Source organism: Acidobacteriota bacterium (genome assembly GCA_016196065.1).
GTDB lineage: Bacteria > Acidobacteriota > Terriglobia > Terriglobales > Acidobacteriaceae > Acidiflorens.
In genome coordinates this window covers 561,193-582,935 of record JACPYL010000010.1, presented here as the reverse complement: position 1 = coordinate 582,935, position 21,743 = coordinate 561,193, and the positions used below count along the sequence as shown (strand labels likewise).

The 21,743-nt window shown below is 55.8% G+C and carries 13 protein-coding genes; 7 read left to right on the top strand and 6 right to left on the bottom strand.

The genetic code is table 11. The annotated features are described in order from the left end of the window. Positions 1-40 precede the first annotated feature (40 nt). Positions 41-2,929 carry a protein kinase gene (locus tag HY010_05855; protein MBI3475234.1) on the bottom strand — a complete coding sequence of 963 codons (2,889 nt, stop codon included), beginning with the start codon at positions 2,927-2,929 and terminating at the stop codon, positions 41-43. 326 nt (positions 2,930-3,255) lie between these two features. Beyond that, on the bottom strand, positions 3,256-3,864 hold the full coding sequence (locus HY010_05850) for a Crp/Fnr family transcriptional regulator (protein MBI3475233.1): 609 nt from the start codon (positions 3,862-3,864) through the stop codon (positions 3,256-3,258). Between the two features lie 1,024 nt (positions 3,865-4,888). Here HY010_05850 and HY010_05845 point away from each other — a divergent pair. Next, on the top strand, positions 4,889-10,132 hold the full coding sequence (locus tag HY010_05845; protein ID MBI3475232.1) for a choice-of-anchor D domain-containing protein: 5,244 nt from the start codon (positions 4,889-4,891) through the stop codon (positions 10,130-10,132). Positions 10,133-10,236: 104 nt separating this feature from the next. Here HY010_05845 and HY010_05840 read toward each other — a convergent pair whose 3' ends face one another. Beyond that, positions 10,237-10,617, bottom strand: a complete 381-nt coding sequence (locus tag HY010_05840) for a hypothetical protein (protein MBI3475231.1) — start codon at positions 10,615-10,617, stop codon at positions 10,237-10,239. Between the two features lie 172 nt (positions 10,618-10,789). On the opposite strand from HY010_05840, the gene HY010_05835 reads away from it, so the two are divergent. The 4 genes from HY010_05835 to HY010_05820 all read left to right on the top strand — a co-directional run bounded on the left by HY010_05835 (position 10,790) and on the right by HY010_05820 (position 13,720). After that, a complete protein-coding gene (locus HY010_05835; GenBank protein MBI3475230.1) occupies positions 10,790-11,041 on the top strand; it encodes a hypothetical protein in 252 nt (83 codons plus the stop codon). A 66-nt stretch (positions 11,042-11,107) separates the two neighbouring features. After that, positions 11,108-11,593 (top strand): hypothetical protein, encoded by a 486-nt coding sequence (locus HY010_05830; GenBank protein ID MBI3475229.1) that lies wholly within the window; start codon positions 11,108-11,110, stop codon positions 11,591-11,593. A gap of 135 nt (positions 11,594-11,728) precedes the next feature. Further along, positions 11,729-12,274 (top strand): hypothetical protein, encoded by a 546-nt coding sequence (locus tag HY010_05825; GenBank protein MBI3475228.1) that lies wholly within the window; start codon positions 11,729-11,731, stop codon positions 12,272-12,274. 888 nt (positions 12,275-13,162) lie between these two features. After that, positions 13,163-13,720: a hypothetical protein gene (locus HY010_05820; protein ID MBI3475227.1), complete on the top strand. Its 558-nt coding sequence runs from the start codon at positions 13,163-13,165 to the stop codon at positions 13,718-13,720. A gap of 931 nt (positions 13,721-14,651) precedes the next feature. On the opposite strand, the gene HY010_05815 is transcribed toward HY010_05820, so the two are convergent. Continuing rightward, a complete protein-coding gene (locus tag HY010_05815) occupies positions 14,652-16,127 on the bottom strand; it encodes a recombinase family protein (GenBank protein ID MBI3475226.1) in 1,476 nt (491 codons plus the stop codon). A gap of 105 nt (positions 16,128-16,232) precedes the next feature. Between HY010_05815 and HY010_05810 the strand changes: the two genes are divergently transcribed. Next, positions 16,233-17,798 carry a recombinase family protein gene (locus HY010_05810; protein ID MBI3475225.1) on the top strand — a complete coding sequence of 522 codons (1,566 nt, stop codon included), beginning with the start codon at positions 16,233-16,235 and terminating at the stop codon, positions 17,796-17,798. A 37-nt stretch (positions 17,799-17,835) separates the two neighbouring features. Here HY010_05810 and HY010_05805 read toward each other — a convergent pair whose 3' ends face one another. Further along, positions 17,836-18,111 (bottom strand): hypothetical protein, encoded by a 276-nt coding sequence (locus tag HY010_05805; protein MBI3475224.1) that lies wholly within the window; start codon positions 18,109-18,111, stop codon positions 17,836-17,838. Positions 18,112-19,363: 1,252 nt separating this feature from the next. Between HY010_05805 and HY010_05800 the strand changes: the two genes are divergently transcribed. Beyond that, complete coding sequence (locus HY010_05800; protein ID MBI3475223.1) at positions 19,364-20,812, top strand: VCBS repeat-containing protein; 1,449 nt, start codon at positions 19,364-19,366, stop codon at positions 20,810-20,812. A 716-nt stretch (positions 20,813-21,528) separates the two neighbouring features. Here HY010_05800 and HY010_05795 read toward each other — a convergent pair. Then, the gene (locus tag HY010_05795) at positions 21,529-21,726 is read right to left on the bottom strand and encodes a hypothetical protein (protein ID MBI3475222.1); all 198 of its coding nucleotides are present in this window, start codon (positions 21,724-21,726) and stop codon (positions 21,529-21,531) included. Between the last annotated feature and the right edge of the window lie 17 nt (positions 21,727-21,743).

The following is a 21,743-nucleotide window of genomic DNA, read 5'->3' as shown; positions in this document are numbered from 1 at the left end:
TTACCTTCGCTTTGGCCCCGTGCACGGCAGTCAAGATCAGCTAATCTAGATGGCCCAGATACTTGTCCAGCCATCCCAGTACTTCCTGCACGAGTTCTGTCCGCTTATCGGTGACATCGTGAGGACTATCGAGCACAACATGCCGCTTGTCTGCTGCCGGTGATCCGAGCATGCGAAACAGCGGATTCTGCGCCCTCTCCAGCGAAAAAGTGAAATCGTATTTTCCGTTGACCATGAGCACTGGTTTCTTCTGGCGGAGAGCGAACTCGGCCTGATCGGCCCCGGTCGAAGGCTGATCGAGAAAGAAGCCACCATCGAGCAAGACCACCGCTTTGAGCCGGTCCTGAATCAAAGTACTGTAGATCACCCCTTCCGCCGACCCCATACTGACTCCGAGATAAGCAAGTTTTTCCTTGTCAATATCGGACCGCGTCTCGAGGTAATCGACCGAACGGCTCAGATCTTTGTAACGTTGAATGATGAGTGCCTCGTCCTGTGACGCCTGTGGCAGTACCAGCCTCGTCTGCCGCTCATAGGTTCCTGCGTAGATCGGATACAGCACCGCTCGTCCGCTCTGCACGATGTAGTCAAAAAACTTGATGTCCCCCAAAGTCTTGCTGTCGGTCATATCCAGAACGCGTGCGCTCGGGAAAAAGACCACGGTTTGAAATGGCGGGCTGACCTTCTTGGGAAGGAACAGGTAGGCTGCCATGCGCTCGCTGCCATAGGCGGCATCGAACGTGATCTTCTCCTCGCGCCAGTCCGCTGTATCTTGCACTACGAATTCCACCTTGGCGTTGAGTGGCGTCTTGCTGTAGGCATACATCGCTTGGTAGACGCGATATACCTGATCCGGCACGGATTTGACCTTGTCGAAATCCCGCTCCCGGGTCTTGATCGGACTGGTCACGCCCGCTGACAGCGGAGCCGTGTTGCGCACGCAACGAAACCCGTTTGTCGGCGATCGATCCCATGCCGGCAACGCCTCCGGATCCGCATACAGGTATGTCTGGGAATTCCACGCTCCCCCGAGGATGAAATGGAAGTCATCATGGCTTGTGTTGATTACCCACTCGCGAACGTTTCCCGCCATGTCGTAGGTCCCATACGGTCCCACGCCTGCGAATGTGCCCACCTTGGCAGCTCCCGACTGACCGATGTTGCTGGCTCCGACCGTGTATCTGGCAACTTCGGTCTGCGCTGCCTGAAACCACTGCGCGAACGCGGGCAGGCTTTTCCCGGCGTACGCCGCATACGCGGATGCTTCGTACCAACTCACGCCCGAAACTGGATAGTCCGCCTGCCCCTCGGGATAGTGCCCGCCCTGCCACGATGAGGGTCCAAGCCGGCCGGTTCCGTCGCGAAACAGGGCCATCGCTTCGTCCCAGTTCATTTCGTGGCCGTTTCGTTCGAATTTCTCTTTCCAATATTCGCGCTTCTTGTATCCACCCTGGTCGACGAACTCCTGGTACTGGCGGTTCGTCACCTCGAAGCGGTCCATGTCATAGGCAGGCAGGTTATAAGGGCCGACCCATCCCACAAAGGCAATCATGTCGCCCCATTGCCCGGCATCGACCCGCGTCATGCCCTCTGGAGCGTTTTTTGCCGTGTCGAGCGCGAACTTCATTACGTCATCACTCATGGGCGCAGCGAGGTACTCGCCGACACCCGGCGCGGAAACCTTCCAGCGAAAATACCCGCGTGGAATCTGAATCCCGTTCAGCGGAGTTGTGCCCAGCCGGTACCAGTCTCCGTGGGGAGACAAATAGTCCTGGATCTCCACCGTGGCTCCGGATGGCGAAGACGTGATGCTAGTGACCCGCGTCCTTTCTGCGGCGATCTTGTTGAGTTCCTGATCATCGGGCAGGTAACGCTGGGCTTTCTTGAGCACGAGGTACGCTTCCAGGTGCCGATCCTCATTCCGTAGTTTGGTGATCTTCGGAATTGCCTCTTCCCGCGCCCAGTGCCGTCTCTCGGATCGAACGTAAAACCAGATTCCCGCCGCCACAACGACCAGAAGAACCAGTGCCGCACCGAGGGCGTACACGCGTGACACTCGCAGTTCCGGTTCCGCCGTCAGCAGGGGCGAACTTAGCTGCGTGCTCACGCTGGAGAGATCGCGGACCATCTCCGAAGCAGATTGATACCGTTTGGATACTTCTTTTTCCAACGCCCGCGACACGATCCGGTCCGCTTCCTCCGGCACGTCGGCGCAAAACTGCCGCAGGGGCTTGGGTGTGTCTTGCGTCACTGCGCGAAGAATCGCGAGCCCGCTGTCTCCCTGAAACGGCACCTTGCCCGCCAGCGACTCATAGAGGACAACGCCGAGACTCCACAAGTCCGTTCGGGTATCGACAACCTTGCCCTCGGCTTGCTCGGGTGACATGTAATGCACCGTTCCAACCGGTCCATTCGTGTCGGAAAGCGATTGCGTCACTTCCGGTGATTGCGGTAACAGCTTCGCTAATCCAAAATCCAGGACCTTAGCGTGACCCTTCGGGGTCACCATGATGTTTCCCGGTTTCAGATCCCGATGGACGACGCCTTGCTCGTGGGCCTCTTCCAGTGCGGCGGCGATTTCACTGCCGAGCGACGCGACCTCTCGAACGGGCAGCGGCCCCGATTTCAATTTTTGCGCCAGGGAATGGCCCTGGACATACTCCATGACGAGATAGTCCAGGCCGTTCTGCTCGCCGACGTCATAGACCGCGGCAATATTGGGATGATTCAGTTTGGCTAGCGCGAGGGCTTCTTTGCGAAATCGCTTTCGCGCCGGTTCGTCAGCCAGCAGTCCTGTGGGCAGGACTTTGACGGCAACATCGCGCTCGAGTCGTTCGTCCCGCGCGCGGTACACCACGCCCATACCGCCAGCACCCAGCGGCGAGACGATTTCATACGGACCGAGCTTGGTACCCGAGGTAAGCGCCATCCGTGCGCGCCATTATAGCCTCGATCGCCACCTGGCGGTCCCGCCTGTACGGCGGCAGTTTCCAATCATTCGATGCGAATCGCTGACCTCAAACTGAAACAACGCCTTGTCGCACTGCCATTTCTCCTGCTCCAGACTCCAAGGTGGAAACTGATCCTGCCACGGAACCAGCAGCACATCTTGGCGGATCTCGACAAGACTCTTCACCCCAGAATGCTACTCCGGTTGCCCCACCTCGAGGAAATCACTTTGATTTCGATTGTTCGCATGACTGAGGCACATGTAGTTGGAGTAATCGCTGTTACCAATAATTGAACTGGTGGCCGTTAGCACCCTTCAGCGATCGCGCTTAACATGGCTGGGTTCTCGACCACAACGGTCCTTCGTTCGCGGCAGATGATTTCCTGCTCCTGCCAGTCACTGAGCAACCGGCTGACAGTGAACAGGGTGGTTCCAGTCATCTGCGCCAGTTCCTCGCAAGACAAGGCGATGTGGAGATCGTGAGTTGCTCCTACGCTTTGTTCATAGAGGCTGAGGAGCAACCGCGCGAGTCGCTGCTTAACCGGTTCGGCGGCCAAGTCACGGAAGCGTGCTTCCAACTTGTGCAACCTTTCCGCGAGAACGCGGCTCGCGTTGATCTGGAGACTGGGAAAGCGCTTCACAAATGACAAATACGTCTTGGCGTCCCAAGTTAACAGGTAGCAGTCATCCATTGTTTCTGCGGTAAATGCGTGCACGGCGAGATAACCTGCCCCGATGCCGTCGATAACCTCGCCTCTGCCGTCCACCCGGAGAATGACTTCCTTCCCCGACCGGGACAACTGACTAGTCTTTACCCAACCGCTGGCGATCAGGAACACGGATTTCACATCTTCGCCCTCGCGGAAGAGCGCACTCTTTGCACCGAACAGGCGCTCTCGAGCAGCGGACGCCATCTCCAATCGGTCGGCGGGAGACAATCCAAGGAAGAGAGGCGCCGCCGCGAGGCGCTCCACTCGGCCGTAAAGACCCAGATTGAACTGAGTTGAAGATCTGCTACCTTGCGAAGGCTCGTTGCTGAATGACGAGGCGTTAGGCCGCGTTCGTGGGTGCGGTCGTACCTCGTGTAAGACCAGCCGAGTCGGCGCACAATAGGGTTTGACTACGAATGGCTCAGATCTACGGTTGCATGTATTTGTACTCGCCAAGTAGCCGCTCCAAGGAGACACGCTGTGAAGTTGAGCGGACAGGGGGAATATCTTGCCGTTGAGGGAGGGTTGGGTCTGATGGCGATTGGTCACTTACCGCCATCACCCCTCGAAATACCGAACCGATCCCACAAGTGTCAGCAAGCCACTCGACAGCGTCGAATTTTAACTTCTATTAACCTGGGACAGGGGGAGGATCCGCTTAAAGCCTGTAACATTCAGCGCTGGAACCGCCTAAACAATCGCCGGCCAGATACGCGAACAACACGGCTGGTTCCTTCAGGGGCGCGGTTTGCATTCCCTGGGCACGCACGCTCGGGTCGCCGACGACATCGTTACGACTAGGGTTTCCGTCGCAGCGACCTGCCAATCAGGCGCGACCAATCCGGCCCTACAATCCTGCGTTGGCCAGTTCGGGGCCCAATCAGCACAAACACTTTCTCGCTTCCATGTACCTCGCGTCTGTGAGCCGTATCACACATGCCTGTGAACAGGCATTGGTGATGGCAGAGCCTGCCCCTTGTGCGATGTGTCACAGATAACGGTGACATTCTTCACACTTTGCTGCAGCGCAAAGCGCGCCACTGTTACGTGGTTGTATCACTGGTCGGTGCCCGAAGCGACAAACCGTCCAGAGAAGCCGACTGTGGTTGCCCCTCCCCCAATGTCCTTTGCATGTCACCCACGAGCAGAAATCGTGGATAGAGTGCCTTTGGGCTCGACTTACCGGATGCGAAGCAAGAGAGACTGATATCAAAAACGAGGAACTGTTATGAGAGTTATGCGTTTCATGATGATCGCTGTGATAGCCGCCGCCTCATTGCACGTCATGGTCGGGCGGACAAGTAATCCGGCTCCGAACAGCACGAGCAACAGCACAAATCGCACGCCAATGCGGATGCGAGGCGTGACCAACGCCCAGCGGAAGGTCGCAGCGGCCCGCGCCGCGCAACGGCGCATCGACAGGCACAAGGCGCAGAAAGCTGGCACCCAGGCTCCGGTCGGACCTGCGCTCACGCTCGATCAACTCTATTTCGGCACATATCCCAACATCGCGAATAGCCCGCTCCCGCAGACTGACGTCAACGGTGTTGTTCTCGGCGGAGGCATCAGAAAGTTCGTCGATACTCTTCCGGGGCTCAACTCTCCGAACAACCTCGGGCAGCAGATTCCAGTGGCAGTGCCAGACAAGGCCACGTTTCCCGGCTCCGATTACTATGAGATCGGGCTGGTGCAGTACACAGAGAGACTGCACTCCGACCTGCCGCCGACAACGCTGCGGGGTTACGTGCAACTCAATGGCGGCAATCCGAATCCTCAATACCTAGGGCCACTCATTGTGGCGCAGCGGGATGTTCCTGTTCGTATCAAGTTTGTGAACCAGTTGCCAACTGGGGCAGGCGGGAATCTTTTTATCCCTGTCGACAAAACCGTCATGGGCGCCGGCATGGGCCCCGACGGCATGAGCATGTATCTGGAAAACCGCGCCACACTGCACCTTCATGGCGGCAACACGCCATGGATCAGCGACGGCACGCCACACCAATGGACGGTCCCTGCCGGGGACTCGGGGACAACTTACCCTAAGGGCGTCAGCACCCAGTATGTGCCTGACATGTTTTTCGACTCGACTGGAAGCGTTGTGCCCGTTCCCAAGTGCGACGCAAACATCACAACGAATTGCTGGCCGAACGCAGTTCCGCCCGGACTAAGTAACAATCCAGGGCCGGGAGCGATGACGTTCTATTACACCAACCAGCAGAGTGCGCGCCTGATGTTCTATCACGATCACGCTTATGGCATCACCCGCCTGAACGTCTATGCGGGCGAGGCCGCAGGCTACTTATTGCAGGATCAGACGGAAGCGGCGCTTGTTTCGGCTGGCACGATCCCTGCAATGCAAATCCCGCTGGTCATCCAAGACAAGACGTTCGTTCCCCCCAATCCATCTTCCACGCCGCTTTATAGTGCGGCCGTGCTGATGGGCGGTCAGAACTACAACCTTGCGACGACTACAGTCGCGATCGATCCTCTGAACATCGCTTGCACGGTGCAGCCGACGGCTGTTCCCGTGATCGGCGACCAACTCAGTGATTTCGGTCAGGTCATCCACAATGCAGTCATCAGTCTCACACTGACGGGCAAAGGCATGTGTTCTTCGTCGCCAGACATCGTCATCACGGACTCGGCAGCAACGCCAGGGACGGGCGCGATGGCGTTCGGATCGCTGGCGACACTCGCACAGCAGGACCCGACTTGGGACCCCGCGCTGTGGGGCGGCGAGGGCAACCTGTGGTTCCCGCACGTTTACATGCCGAACCAATATCCAGACAACCCGGACGGCAGCAATATGAACGCTATGGGACGACTGGACTATGGAATGTGGTTCTGGCCTCCAATGGTGGTTGGACCTCCGGGAACTGGGCAACTGGTTCACGGCGATGTCCCCTGTCCGACAGCCGCAATTCCAAACCAGCGATGCCCGGGTTTCCCTGCTGTTGGTAATCCCGACGCGGCCACAGGAAGCACCGTATCGCTACTGCCAGAAGGCTTTATGGATACGCCCGTCATCAACGGCACGGCTTATCCAACCGTGACGGTGCCCGCAGGGGCTGTTCGTTTCCGCATTCTGAACGCGGCCAACGACCGCAACATGAATCTGTCGTTGTTCGTAGCTGATCCGACCGTTCCTTGCGCAACTGGCGTCATTGCGGCTGGTTGCGAAGTAAAAATGGTGCCGGCAGTGGCGCAAAACGGCTGGCCAGTTTATTGGCCGACAGATGGCAGGGATGGCGGCGTACCCGATCCGGCGACAGCAGGCCCGTCGTGGATTCAGATCGGTACGGAAGCCGGCATCATGCCGAACCCTGTGGTGATTCCGCCCGCACCTGTGGGCTACGAATACAACCGCAGGAGCATTACCGTTCTGAACGTCTCAACCAAGGCTCTCTTCATGGGGCCTGCGGAGCGCGCAGATGTCATCGTCGATTTCTCCGCTTTCGCCGGGAAGACGCTGATCCTCTACAACGACGCACCTGCTCCCGTGCCTGCATTTGACTCGCGCTATGACTATTACACAGGCGATCCAGATCAGACCGCAGTTGGCGGGGCGCCGACAACCATAGCTGGTTACGGCCCGAACACTCGGACGATGATGCAGATCGTCGTCGGAGCGCCGGACGGAACGTCCGCAAGTTTGGCCGCGTTGCAGGCGCAATTGCCTGCGGCGTTTGCGGCATCGCAACCGCCTCCGATCGTCCCGCAAGCTGCTTACTCGGCCGCTTTTGGAACGAACTTCCCTGACGTGTTTGCGCGACTCCAGAATCACAATCTGACCTTCAATCCCTTCGGCGGGACAGCGCCAGTGACACTGCCGATGCAGGACAAGACCATTCAGGAATTGTTCGAACTGGACTACGGCCGCATGAACGCGACGCTCGGCACCGAGCTTCCGTTCACGAACTTCAATCGACAGACCACCATCCCGTTGGGCTATATCGATCCACCAAGCGAAGTCCTCACGGACTCGAAATCAACTGCGATGATGCCCGTCGGAACTCTGGGGGATGGCACGCAGCTTTGGCAGATCACGCACAATGGCGTTGATACTCACACCATTCACTTCCACCTGTTCAACGTGCAACTCATCAACCGCTTCGGATGGGATGGCACGACGCGACCGCCCGACCCCAACGAAATCGGGTGGAAGGAGAGCGTGCGCATGAACCCGCTGGAAATCGATTACGTGGCGCTGCGGCCCATGTCGCAAAACCTGCCGTGGCCGATTCCAGACAGCGTTCGCCCGATGGACGTAACCATGCCTCCCGATGTTTGGGATCCGATGATGTCTCTTCAGAACTCCGCTGGCGGTGCCGCCGACATGATTAACCACACGACCAACTTCGGTTGGGAGTATGTCTGGCATTGTCACCTGTTGGGGCATGAAGAAAACGACATGATGCGGCCTATCATCTTGCAGGTTCCACCAGACACACCAAACCCGCTCTCGGCAATCGCCAACGTTGCGGGCGGCGTCGATCTGACTTTCACCGACAACTCTGCGAATGAGACGGCCTTCATCCTGCAGAGGGATACTGACCCCGCGTTCCCTGCGCCATTCTCCATTCCAGTTGCCGCGAGCATTCCGAATAGTGCTTTCGGTTCTGGCATCACTTACACGGACACCGGCGTCGGCACGAGCGTGCAACTTTATTACAGAGTGCAGGCTATTGCCGGCGGGCTGAGTTCGGGATGGTCAATTACCGCCCCGTTCATCACCGCTCCGATCGCTGGTATTTCGCCCGCAGGCCCGCTTGCATTCGGCAATCAGGGTGTCGGCACGCTCGGCGCGCCGCAGAGCGTGACGCTGTCCAACACCGGAACGTCGGCTCTTACATTCTCTGTCGCGCTTACGAGTCCTGATTTCGCGCAGAACAGCACCTGCACGGGGACGTTGTTCCCGGGTTCGACCTGCGCCATCAGCGTCGCCTTTGGGCCAACTGTTATTGGCCCGCTGACGGGCGCACTGACCATCGCGAGCAACGATCCAGTGAATCCCCTGTTCACGATTCAACTCAATGGCACGGGCATCGCAGCCACGACCACGGCAATCAGCGCACCGGATGTCGTCTACGGCCTGAATGGAACGGTCACTGTGACTGTCACATCAGCGCAGGCGAATGTCGTTCCAGGTACGGTGACGCTCGCAGTGGACGGCGGGCAGGCGCAGAGTCAGACCCTCGCGGGCGGCTCGGCTACCTTCACGCTGACCGCACCAACGGCAGGCAGCCATACTCTCGTTGCGAACTTTGCGGCGCAAGGTGGTTTCCAGTCGAGTACGGCTAATGGGACGCTCGTCGTTACGACGGCTCCGCTCTCCATTACTGCCGGCAGTGGCACGATGATCTATGGCGGCGCTGTTCCGGCAATCACTCCCAGCTTCACGGGTTTTGTGCTTGGACAGAACCAGTCGGTTCTAACTACGCAGCCGACTTGCACGACGGTCGCGACGAACCAGAGTCCGGTTGGCAACTACGGAAGCTCCTGCACTGGTGCGGTTGCAGCGAACTATGCGATCTCTTATGTGGCAGGAACGGTGACGGTAGGCAAGGCAACGTCCGCGACCGTAATCATCTCGAACGCGCCGAACCCTGCCATTGTTGGGCAAGTCGTCACAATCACGTTCAACGTCACGCCTCAGTTTGTTGGCTCGACGCCGACAGGCAGCGTAACCGTGAGCGCGAACACGGGTGAGTCCTGCACCGTAGCTCTTCCAGCCGTAAGCTGCAACCTCGCATTTGCGACTGGAGGCAATCGCACGCTGACGGCCACCTATGCAGGTGATGGCAACTTCAACGGTAGCGCATCTGCACCTGTAAACCAGGGTGTTGGTGGCGTGAGCCTGAGCACAACGTCTCTGCTGTTCGGCAACCAGTTGATCGGAACGAACTCGGCGACGCAGACAATCACTCTGTCCAACGTCGGAACGCTGAACATCGCGATCAGCAGCATCGTGAACACTAACAACGTGGACTTCAGCTTCACGACAACCTGCGGCCTTAATCTGCGCGTTGGCAGAAGCTGCAACATCGTGGTGCGATTCCATCCAACGACGCTGGGAGTCAGGTCCGGCACGATCACGATCACGGACTCTGACCCATCGCTGCAAGTGGTTTCTCTGACTGGCACGGGCGTTGCGCCTGTGAACCAAGTGTCTCCGAACTCAATTGCCTTCGGGAACGTCCCAATCAGAACCACGAGTGCTGCACAGACGGTAACTGTCTCGAACCCCGGGACCGCGCCACTTGCGATCACACGGATCAGCGTGAACGGCGGCAATGCCAATCAGTTCGCGCAGACCAGCAATTGCCCCGCGAGCCTAGCGGTCGGAACAAACTGCACGGTCAGCGTGACGTTCAGACCGACGACCCGTGGTGCTAAGGCATCAACGCTCAACGTGACAGTGGGTGCTCCGGCAACCTCTGCCGCGGTGCCGCTGACGGGCACGGGACAATAGAACGCATGACAATAGGGGCCACCAAACGGGGGCCCTTTTTTTTCGCAAGCCCAACCCGCCTTTCCTGGCAAGGATCACGAGTAAGAAGCGCAGGCACGCTGGGGTTATTCCAGCTTCGCGTACTCCGCTTTCGCTTCCCTCAAGATAGGGATGTCCGGGTCGGCGTCTTTCCAGAGAGTGAGGAAGTCTTTGTAGGCGGCGAGAGCGCGTACGCGGGCAGCGTCGGCGTCCTCGGAAGATCTCGCCTGTAAAGCATTCGCGCGCGCCAGTTCCAGACGAGCCATCGCTCCCGTCCAGCAATTCCACACGATGCCTCTGTGGTCCAGAATCTTCTGGAACTCGGCGGCCGCCGGACCACCCTGTCCGGACACCAGGTATGCTTGTCCACGCACAAATACGTGATAGAGGCAGGAGTTCTTACGTTTGCCGACTGCTACGATGCGATGGTCTCCGATCAACCCTACAGAAAAGGCTTGCCCCCACAACAGGCCTTCGACACCCTCCGCCGAAGATCAGGCACGCAATTTGACCCAGCAGTGATTGAAGTCTTCTTTAGGATTGTCCACGACTGACCACCTGGACTGACCCAAAAGAAAACGGGGCGGGGATGGTTATGCCGGAGCCGATTTTGTTCGGTTCCACTACACTAAGGTCGTCATGCCGAATGGAACCACAGGTGACCATCCCCTAACCGACATCTTGTTCCACAAAATTGAGGTCTACGGACATGAAGCGGACGAGACAATTCGCAAAGTTTCCGCATTGTGCAGCAGGCGAGAACTGGAGGATTGGTGGGACCGCGAGATTGCTTGGTCGCGTGACGCCGATCTGGTCCTAGCCAAATCGAAGTCGCGCTTGGCCGAGCTACTCCGGCGCGCCAAGGAGGGCGGTTGGGAGGCTCGGGAGTAAACAGTGAGATGAGTGTTAACGCCTGGTAACAACAATTGGCGTTCATTAGCGCGTAAACTGACGGTGATGAAGAGACTTGCGCTTTGGCTGGCACTCCTGAATTCCCTATTCGTAGTTGCTCAGGCGAATGTCGGGATGCGCTTGCCTTCCGTGATGGTCCCGAAGAACAATACGAATCAATGTGCAGCCACGCCTTCGCAATCTTATCCGTGCGTACAGGACGTCGATATTGACGGTGTGCGATTCACTACAGTGGGCTACGACGCTCACACACGCCGGATAAAATACCTCTTCACACAAGACCAGAAGTTCAGGACAGGCGGCTTGCGTGTTGGTGGGCTAATCGATCTGGCTGAAAACGAAATATTGCCAGTGGCCGGATGGTACACCATGGGACCACGAAACAAAGACGGGTGGCGGCCAATCGTGGGAAGTTTCTTGGAAGGCACCGCAATCAAGTCAGCAGACGGAGAAGCCATTGACCTCACGAAGCCAGTAGCCGGCAAGATGCACCGCTTCAAAATCATTGCTTTTGACAAAGGCGGGGTTTGACCGCGTAACACTCGGCGCAGTTTGTCTGGGGGAGTTGTTGGTGCGAACGCCTGTTAACGCCAACTACGGAAAGCGCCAGATTTGCCATGTCTGGGTGTCTAATTAACTCTGGGATCATTCCAACCAAAGGTGTTCATGCGATCGCTCAGGGCTAGCCTGGCCGTTTTCGTGCTCAGTATCACTCTCCTCGTCGCTCAGGACCACTCCGCAGCGCAGCCGTACCACGATGCTGATGCATACAAGATTTATAGTCTCCTGCTCCCGCACGAAGAATCCTACGGCTTTGCAGAAGACACTCTGATGATCCAGGAGAACACACTCGCGGAAGACATCATGGGGGCTTGTCTGAAACAGCCGGATGCCACTAGGTTCAAAGGGGCCATCGCGGGTTACAACCGTATCTACAAAAAGAAATGGGCCTTGCAGCCACAATTTCAGATTGCGAAGCCTTACAGAATCGTAGGTGTGAAGGTCATTTCCGGTCTTCCTGACGATCCTCAAGGCGCAGTTTCGTACGTCAGTTTGTCGCCAGTGGGGTTCAACCAGGGGAAGACTCAAGCCATCGTTTTTGTGCGAAGTTCTTGCGGCGGACTCTGTGGGAGTTGGCGGTTCCATTTCCTTGAGCACGTTCATGGGAAGTGGAACGAGGTACGGGTCGCTATGTGCGTCGGCGCATCGTAACTGTTGATAAATCGCCACTACACTCATTTACTATTATCGGGCTGTGCGGCGCGCCTGGCCCTCTTCCGTTCCTCCCGCTCCCATTGGCGAGGATGGACGCTGCGTAGATGCTCGTCCCACTCCTTGTGGATACCCACTTTCGCATCTGGCGAGAGCAATTGTGTTTTGAATTTCATCTCGCAGATCGAACAGTAAAACTCTGGCCGTGGTCCGCGAGTAGAGCGTAAGAATGGAGATGGCATCGGCGCTAGTTTCGCACAGTCAATTGGCGAAATGTCGCGATTGCACTAACAACCTCCGCCCCGACGGGTCTGGGGGCGTAGTTGGTGCTAACGCCCGGTTACATTTGTTTGACCCAGGTTCAATCCATCGTGCGCACTCCTCGTGCGACAAGCTGTTTCTCTATCCAAAGCGATGCAGCCAAGATGAACAACGCCGGGAAGAGCCGCCGAGAAGCGAAGTACTCCACCGCGAACGTTAGGTGATAAACGGGCTTGTACCACACCGGGTCCGGTAGGGGGGGCCCGGTTGTGACAGCCGATGAATGTCCACGGCAGCGAGACAAACAATGACCAATACCCAAATGCCGCGATCCGCATTCGCGGAAAGAAAGCCGATTACACCGATAACCTTTCCCATGCGTGCCCCGTGGCAGTCAAGCAGCGATTGAGGCCGCCGGACAGATACCACTACTTTGCTACTGACAGTTCTATTTATCAATGCTTTGCAGGGTGTTCAAAATCTGATCCGTAAGTGTTCCCGTTTGTATTGCTCGATCCTCGGCTCCGGGCCATAACTACCGGCGCGAATCTGGCAGTCGCGGAGGAGCCTCAAGAAATTCTCTCCGCTGATTGTCAGATAACGCTCACCTCTACCAAGGAGAATGCAATGAAATCGACCACTACTCTGAAGTTCATGAAGGTTGCCGCCTGCTTTGTCTTGTCAGTTGGACTTAGTGCCAGCGCGTTTGCATCTTGCGGCGATGCCCTGTCCACGATGGCGGCCGGAGGTACCGTCGTACTCAATCAATCCCACATCTCGGGCAGCATTCAGTCGTCCGAAGGCACGCCGTCCAAAACCTCAATTCTTGGCCTTTGGCACATCGGGTTCGTCGCCAATGGTCAAACCATTCAGGAGGCGTTCCAGATATGGAATGCCGGCGGAACTGAGGTTCATAACCCTAATGTGGATCCGCGGGGTGGCAACGTCTGCCTCGGAGCATGGAAGCGCGGACCTCACAGGACCTATACGCTTGCTCACCGCGTGTGGAACTACGACGGAAATGGAACTTTCCTCGGAACCATCCACCTCAGTGAGTCGGTAACAGTCAGTCCCGACGGCAATTCGCAGAGCGGTTCTTTCGCCCTCGACTTCTATGACCCAGCCGGCAACTTCCAGTTTGAGGTACCCGGCACTGTCACGGGAGAGCGCATTTCGGTCGATTGATGCAACCTCCTTTGCGCGTCTCATCAGAGCCGCAGCAAGTGCCTGGGGAAAGCCCCACTCATTCGCGTTCTTCTGCGGATGAGTGGGCGCCCATTCGCCCCATCCAACCCGTTCACGAACATGATTTTTACTCTAGAGGGGCGCGGTTTTGAGGGTACTTTTCCCCTCAACTCCGAGTTTCTTTAGCAACAAGGTTTTATTTCGGGGATTTGGTGGACCTGGTCGGGATCGAACCGACGACCTCTTCCATGCCATTTCTCATCTTCGACAGGCACGGAGCAACACAGACAGACCGGTAGTATCACTGAGGGTCAGTGTTGGTCGGCCTTTGCGGCCCACCCACTGCCCCTCACCTTTTTCCGAATGATACCGACCGCGCCGGTTGCACACGGGTAGGGATAGCCGGGTTATGACACAAATCGCGACACAAAATGCCGGGACCCAAAGTGCCCGCCCCTGGGGAACCTCCCCCCACCCCGCCCCAAGCCGGGGTGTGGCTCCAGAGCGAACAGCGAATCAAAAACGAGTTGTTGGTGTAATGGCGATGTTTCGCCAACAATGGCCAACCATCTTGGGAAATTTACCCAATAATTTGCAGGTGCGAGTGCCAATTTTTTTGGGCCATTCTGCCGAAAACCTGGCAAGAAGCCTGACCGCGCTGTCACCTACCTCTGAAACTGCAGCTAGTTGATGCGGTGGTCTTGTGGCCAGCCGTTTGCAACCTCGTTTTCGAGGTTCTTCAATGGAAAGTCTAACCGAGCTTACAGCACGGTTCAGAGACGAAGCGGAGCGCAGGCTTGCGTCGCTCGAATCCGAACTGGCTCACCTCTCACCCGGCAAGGGTTCTGAGAGTGAACGACAGGCCATTCAATCCGCATGCAAGGAACTTAGTGACCTGATTCGACACGTGAAAGTAGGGAAGTTGTGACTGTCACCTCCATCGCCGTGATTTGATGACCTCGTACAAAGATTGGAGATTCTTGAGTCGCACACCCTTTCGCAACCAATCGTATTCCTCAGTGATGTGGAGTTTCGAGCGATTCTTCAGACGGCCCGTCACATAGAACGATTCTAGAGCCGTGTTTTCGGGATTCATTCCCGCCATGAGAGTAACGCGACAGGATTCATCTTTAGCCGCCTGCAATACCCACATACGGCCCTTCGTGACCAGATGTTTAGAGCGGCATACGCGAACTGCGATCCGCATTCCGTTCCTCAGTTGGAGACAGTTTCGACGCTTCCAGGTCCAAGAATACAAGGACACTTTCCCCGGAAACATTTCCACGAGTTGATGCATCATTTCGGCTCGAATCCTGCGAACTTGAAGACGGTGCTCGGCGGTCTTCCGGTGCGCCGATTCGTAGCCAATGAGTTCGTATGCCTTGAGCGTTGACCCAAACCTAGATAGCAATCCTCCCGGCGAGAGTCCATACATTCGAAGGAGAGAATTAGAAAGGTAACCGTGAGTTTTCAGCAGCAACTTCAATTGTTTTAAAACATCCTCGTTTGAACGCAGCCAGAACTTCTGGTGTAGGGTCTCCTGAGCAGCCTCGAACATTTCCGGCTCAACGATTCCCTCAAACGCGTTTGGTATAAGAATCCAGTCGGGCTGTGCAACTTTTCTGGACTTGGAACATAGCCTTTCCGTGGTGCGGTTATAGACTGCCGTGCCTTTGTATTTTGGATGCGTCAGAATCCTTTTCACGGCATGATCACTCCACCGTGTTCCCGGCAAGAACGGTGCGCCTCTCATTTCAAGTTCGGTCGCGATCCGAGCATATGTCTTCCTTTCTGACGTGAACAGACGATAAATTTCCCGTATCCAGAAAATCTCACTTGCGGGGCCGGGGACCAGAATTACCCGGTCAGTGGTGATGCTCTTGTGCTCTCCAGGCAAGAGTTGCTGCTTACGACTGCCGTCAGACGAAATTAGCATCCGTCGGAAGCCATATCCGGGACGCGCTCCAGTCCGATAACCTTGCTTGGTGATTCGTACAAGACCCGCAAAAACTTTATCCGAAAGTTCACGGCTGTATTCCGCAGCCATGACTCTCTTGAGGGTTTTCAAGATCTGGCCAGAGATGTTCCCGTCATTGGAGAACTGTTCTGCACAATAGTGGACGCTGACCCCGGCAGATTTGCACAGAAACTCGTAGTGGGCTGCCTCATCAGGGTCCTGAAATCTTCCCCAACGACTAACATCGTGTACAAGCACCGCTTTGTATGGTTGTTTTTCGCTAACAACGTCCTGAATCAGTTGACGCAGCCCGGCGCGGTGACTGATTTCCAGTCCACTCTTGGCCTCGTCGCAATAAGTCTGACAAACGACGAAGTTGTTGAGTTCAGCATATTTCGCGATCAGATCAAACTGGTTGTCGAGAGAATACTCCTGTCTATCGGTGGACATTCGGACATACTGCGCGGCGGGAATTAGGTCTCTGGATTCAGGCATAGGGGACTATGATCACAAAAACCGAAATTGTCCAACTTTGAGGTTTTCTAGGGAGGCCAAATGTCAACTCTGCTGGTCCGTGCGGCTCAATATCTGCGAATGTCCACCGAAGATCAGCAATACTCTATTGCCAACCAGAGTCTGCGCATCGGAGAGTATGCCCAAAAGCATGGCTTTAGTGTGACTAAGACGTACACAGATCCAGGTAAGAGCGGTGTCCTGATCAAACGTCGCGACGGGCTAAATGCCTTGCTCAAGGATGTCGTCAACGGTGCGGCAGACTTCAAGGCGATCCTTGTTTATGACGTGAGTCGGTGGGGCAGATTCCAGAATCCTGACGAAGCAGCCCACTATGAGTTCCTATGCTCCAGATCAGGAATACCCCTCCATTACTGCGCAGAACAATTTAGCAATGATGGATCCGCATCGAGTGCAATTGTCAAAGCATTGAAGCGAAGCATGGCCGCCGAGTTTAGCCGGGAGTTGGGGGAGAAAGTGGTTCTGGGCAAGGTTCGCCTCGCTCAGATGGGATTCTGGATGGGCGGCCCTCCCGGTTATGCCTATCGAAGGCGAATGGTCTCTATCGACGGGAAGCTGAAACAAGTCTTGAAGAATGGGCAACAAAAGAGCCTTAAGACAGACCGAATTACGTTGGTCTTGGGACCGAGTGACGAGATTAAGCTTGTGCGAATGATTTTTTCCATGGCCTCGCGGGGAAGCAATTGCACCGACATTGTTCGCGAACTGAGCCGCAAGCACATTTTGTTCGACGGAAGATCGTGGAATGACGTGACCGTTCTTAGCATTTTGACGAATCCAAAATACACTGGCTGCAACGTCTGGAACCGACGCACGCAACGCCTTCACTCGGCTTTGAAACAAGTTGATCCTCGATTGTGGATTACGAAACCTCTTGCCTTTCCGGCGATTGTTGATCGACGCACATTCGAACGCGCTCAAATCACCATACAAAAAATGCGCGATTCTCGTTGGCCGGATGAAAAAATTCTGAAAAGAATCCGACGCTTGCTCAAGTCAAAGGGAACCCTTAGTGAGACTCTAATCCTGAAAGCCCGAGGGATGCCCTCAACACAGACGATCCACAAACACTTCGGCACCTATCGCCAACTCTACGAAAAACTTGGTTACGAGCTTGATGCACGCTATGTCTTCAAATCGGATCAACAACAACGTACTAAGAAACTCCGATACTCGCTTATAAACGACTTGAAGACACAGTTTCCGGACCATGTTGCTGTCGCTCTTAGCTGGAAAGGTGGGCGTTCAGTTCTGCGAATTGACAATGGATTCATGGTCTCCATTGTGTTCTGTCGCCCGGAAAGGACTCAAAAGGGATTGTGTTGGGCAGTAAAAGCACCTGAAGCCGAGCGAGACTACATCACACTTCTCTGCCTATTGAATCGCAGGCACGACCGCGTGCTCCGTTACCACCTCGTTCCTCGATTGGGTTCGTGGAAAACCTTACGCATGTACGGAAGCACACCATTCTTGCGTCAAGCGACAAAACTCGGCCACCTCTCTGATTTTTATACCGCTGTCGCCCGGCTTCGGGATGAAAAGCAGGCGGCGAGGATCACCACGCGCTTAGGGACTGGACTGTTGTAAACAGGCGATTACACCAACTACTCCGCCACTGGCAATACTACCTGCCAGCCGCTTTCAGAATGACCATCGCGCACAGGCCTACGACACCGGAAACAATGCCCGTCCAGAATACAAACCGACAGAAACGCGGTAGGACGCTCCGGGGAAACAGGGCTTCATAGGTCTGCAAAACGTCATCACCGCCACGGAAACTCAGCCACGCGATTCTGTTTCTGGATGAATCCACTTTCATCAACCGGACTCGCATGGCCCAATGGAACACAATGCTGGATAGCGCCAGCATCACCAATGCCGAGAACGCGAAAGCGACCATTTAACTGCCTCTCTGAGGCCCGCGAACGTCCGTATGATATGCCAATCAAGGGTAACTGGCGAAATCAGGCGTTAGCACCAACTACCCGGTCATCCGGTTGAAAACGCAATCTCGCATTGAGATAAACTGGCATCCGCGATGAGTCATTGCGAGAGTGGCAATCCGGTGGAATGCGAGTTCGTCCAGAGCTGGGATCGAATGACAGAATTCTTCGATGTGATGCTCGCCCAGGCCCCATGGAAGGATCGAGTCCTTGCCTTCATTAACCAACTTCGCCGAGCTGGGTACGACCGAAAGCTGCGAGCAGGGCAAACGCTGGACATGTTCGTTGTTTCGCGCTCGCGCTTCCATGGACTACGTTCAGATCAGTCCCGTGTTGTGTTTTGTTTTCATGGTGACGCAATGGACGTGGCGGAAAGAAACGAGGTGTGCATTCGAGGTGCTGACATATCGTTGTCAACTCCGGTTGAAGTGGTACTCGCACGACTGCTCAATCGACCCATTGATTGACCAGCGCCTGCGCGGCACACCCTGACCCCCAGCGCGAAGAGCGGTTTGCTACTGTAACCAGGCGATCACACTCATCGACCGAAACGGGCCTCAGAGATCGCTAACCGATCAAGTTTCATAGTTTTGTCCAGATCAAATAAACTCCGACAATCGCAACGATTCCAATCGCTACTATTAGGCCGGGAGTACCACGCAACATTCCGGCAGCGATGGCCGCAGCAATCAGCGCCAATTCCCAGGTCGGAACTTGTCTTCTCTTTTTCGTGAACATCAGAGTTCTCTAGACTCACAAATAGTACGCTGCTTGCTGGTCAAACTGGCGAAATCAGGCGATTACACCAACTACTCCCCCAGACTGGAGGCCGGGCCTGTAGTTGGTGTAATTGCGATGTTACGCCAGCCGGTAAACGTGCACTGATTGGGTCCTCGCGAACTAGCGCTTGCCTGCCCCTTTGGAGTGGGTCTTAATCTCTGCGAGTAGTTCAGTTGAGATTCCAATTGCCAAGGTTTTCGTTCGGAGGGCTACCCGAATGTGTCACTCTCGCGCGTGATCAGAGTCACTGTATTCCCTACACGTACACAGTAGAGTTTTCGGTGGCTCGAGTGTCATCTCGTTCACCATTGGATGATTCCAACAGGCCCGTTTCTAAAATCGTGATCTCGCCTCCGCCGAACTAGACCCGATGGGCAGAAGTGCCACAGGTATGTACGCAGAGAGCCTCGCAACATTTCAGGAGGGTTTATGTACTACAAGCGTTTCATCCATTTTGGCCGGGTACTGTGCCTCTGCCTGTTTGCTTCGAACAGTTGGTGTGCTGCTCCGATCTTTCAAATGCTTAATAGCTACAACTCGGGAGGATACAACGCATCTTGGGTAGCTCTAGCCGATGTCAATGGAGATGGAAAGCTCGACTTAATCGTCGCAAACTCGTGCGCAACGAGCGACACTTGCTCCGACGGCGGGACCGTGGGCGTGCTTGTTGGAAATGGCGATGGGAGCTTCCAACCAGTCCATACCTACAAGTCGGGTGGACTCTATGCCACCTGGGTCGGGGTGCATGATCTGAATGGGGACGGCAAGGATGATCTTCTCGTAGCCAATCGATCGATGGGCGACGGTGGAGTGGGTGGGATCGGAATTCTATTCGGTAATGGAGACGGCACATTCAAACCAGCAGTCACCTTTGCTTCGGAGGGCAGCCCTGTTTATGGGGCAGCGGTCGCAGATTTTAATCATGACAGCATCCCTGACATTGCTGTTGCGAACTGGCAGGATCAGAATTGGCCCTACTATGGGACGGTCAGTATTTTGCTGGGCATGGGCGGAGGGAACTTTCAGGCCGCGCAGACGTATGGCTATTTCTACTGGGCGCAATCTGTCGTTGCAGCCGATGTAAACGGCGATGGCGCAGCTGACCTATTGGTTGGCAGTGACCGTTTTGTTAGCGTTCTTTTGGGGGTTGGCGATGGGACCTTCCAACCCGCGACTAGCTTCCGTTCGGGAGGACATGAAGGTTGTTGGGTCGCGGTGGCGGATGTAAACGGCGACGGAAAACTCGATCTGGTGGCTGCCAACCAATTCGGGCCAGACGGCTTCGGTGGATCCACGATCGGGGTGTTGCTTGGCAATGGCGATGGGAGCTTCCAGTCGGCCACTCGATATTGGACCGCAGGCGGCGGCTCGCTGGCAGTTGCCGACCTCAACCGCGACAGTAATCCGGACATTTTGGTGCCGGGCGACAAACTGGTTGCCTTCTGGGGGCAGGGGGACGGCACCTTCCGTCGCGCACCTTTCATGCCGTTTTACAGAGGTGCAATCGCGGTCGGAGACGTGGATGAAGACACCCGCCCGGATGCCGTCCAAGTGGTCAACGACCAGGTGAACGTGCTCAGAAATGTCATCCCTTTTGCCACCACGATAGAACTCACCTCAAACGTAAACCCGGCGAGATATGGCGAGCCGATTACCTTTACGGCGAACGTCACACCCTCTGGGCCTTACGAGGCTACTGGCAAAGTGACGTTCCGGGATGGAACAAAAGCAATCGGTTCGGCGACCCTGCGCGACGGCGTTGCTACGCTGACCAAGTCCAACTTCACGATAGGAACGCATCCCATCACCTCCTTCTACAAGGGAGACGTTAATTCAGGCAAGAGCACGTCGTCTATATGGGACCAAGTCGTGCAGTAGGGCGCGAAGCGCCTTTGTTGGCAATCAAATCGATGGGAGCCGCCCGATGTCTGGGCGGCTTCTCTTGCAGCCCTAGTGAGCTGGGAGCACGATAACTGTCGCAATCAGGCGATTACACTCACAACGTTCGGCGGAACCCGAGGCTTGTACAATCCCTCAGGCAAAGAAGATGGCAACGTTCGTGCATTTGACGACGGAATCACGCATTTCGAGAATTCGCCGAAATGGTATCGCTCGGCTCCGTAAAGCTGGGGCTTTGCCGGGGGGCGTTTATGCTGTGCCGGTTTCCCGAAATTTCTATGCTTCCCATCAGTGGCTCAGGGAGTTGAAAAGGCGCAATCAGGGTCCAATTGCGGGTATCTACTTTCGAGTCCCCGACAAACAACTCGTGTGGGTTGGCCACTACGGACAGGCTCATCGTGTCGTTACCGCTGCCGAAGCCGTAGCCGAGTTCACCCAGGCTGATGATCCCACTGGGTGGGAAGTTCTGATACCACGTCGTATTGAAGCAGGCGAAATTCAAAAAGCCCGCTCACTGCCCCAGGTGATCGGTTGGAGGTATTTCCCTAAGGCGAAGGGAAAACCACCCTTTTGCCCATGCAGGTTTTGCACACGAAGCGAATATGGCAGTGCGAAACTGCGAAGGCGACTCGGGTCCCCTGACGACACATAGTCCCCACGCCCTCTTGGGTGTCGTTAACAGGCGATTACACCAACTATGATTCGCTTCCTTCGTCTCGCAACAGCGTCAATACGTCCGGCTTTGCGAGCGTAAGCATTCCGGCTCGGTTTGCAAACACAAACGGAACGCCGTCCTGAACGGATGTAGTAAGCCGCTCAGTTTCTTCCACCTCGTAGGTGACAGAACGTGGAGAGTTGTCCTCAAACTCGTATGTGAATGTTTTCTTTTGCACGGTAAAACTCCACCCCG

Coding starts and splice junctions, on each gene's coding strand:
- HY010_05805 (MBI3475224.1), bottom strand. CDS start 18,111: ATGGTCGCTTTCGCGTTCTCGGCATTGGTGATGCTGGCGCTATCCAGC.
- HY010_05800 (MBI3475223.1), top strand. CDS start 19,364: ATGTACTACAAGCGTTTCATCCATTTTGGCCGGGTACTGTGCCTCTGC.
- HY010_05830 (MBI3475229.1), top strand. CDS start 11,108: ATGAAGAGACTTGCGCTTTGGCTGGCACTCCTGAATTCCCTATTCGTA.
- HY010_05855 (MBI3475234.1), bottom strand. CDS start 2,929: ATGGCGCTTACCTCGGGTACCAAGCTCGGTCCGTATGAAATCGTCTCG.
- HY010_05850 (MBI3475233.1), bottom strand. CDS start 3,864: ATGGCGTCCGCTGCTCGAGAGCGCCTGTTCGGTGCAAAGAGTGCGCTC.
- HY010_05810 (MBI3475225.1), top strand. CDS start 16,233: ATGTCAACTCTGCTGGTCCGTGCGGCTCAATATCTGCGAATGTCCACC.
- HY010_05820 (MBI3475227.1), top strand. CDS start 13,163: ATGAAATCGACCACTACTCTGAAGTTCATGAAGGTTGCCGCCTGCTTT.
- HY010_05825 (MBI3475228.1), top strand. CDS start 11,729: ATGCGATCGCTCAGGGCTAGCCTGGCCGTTTTCGTGCTCAGTATCACT.
- HY010_05815 (MBI3475226.1), bottom strand. CDS start 16,127: ATGTCCACCGATAGACAGGAGTATTCTCTCGACAACCAGTTTGATCTG.
- HY010_05845 (MBI3475232.1), top strand. CDS start 4,889: ATGAGAGTTATGCGTTTCATGATGATCGCTGTGATAGCCGCCGCCTCA.
- HY010_05835 (MBI3475230.1), top strand. CDS start 10,790: ATGCCGAATGGAACCACAGGTGACCATCCCCTAACCGACATCTTGTTC.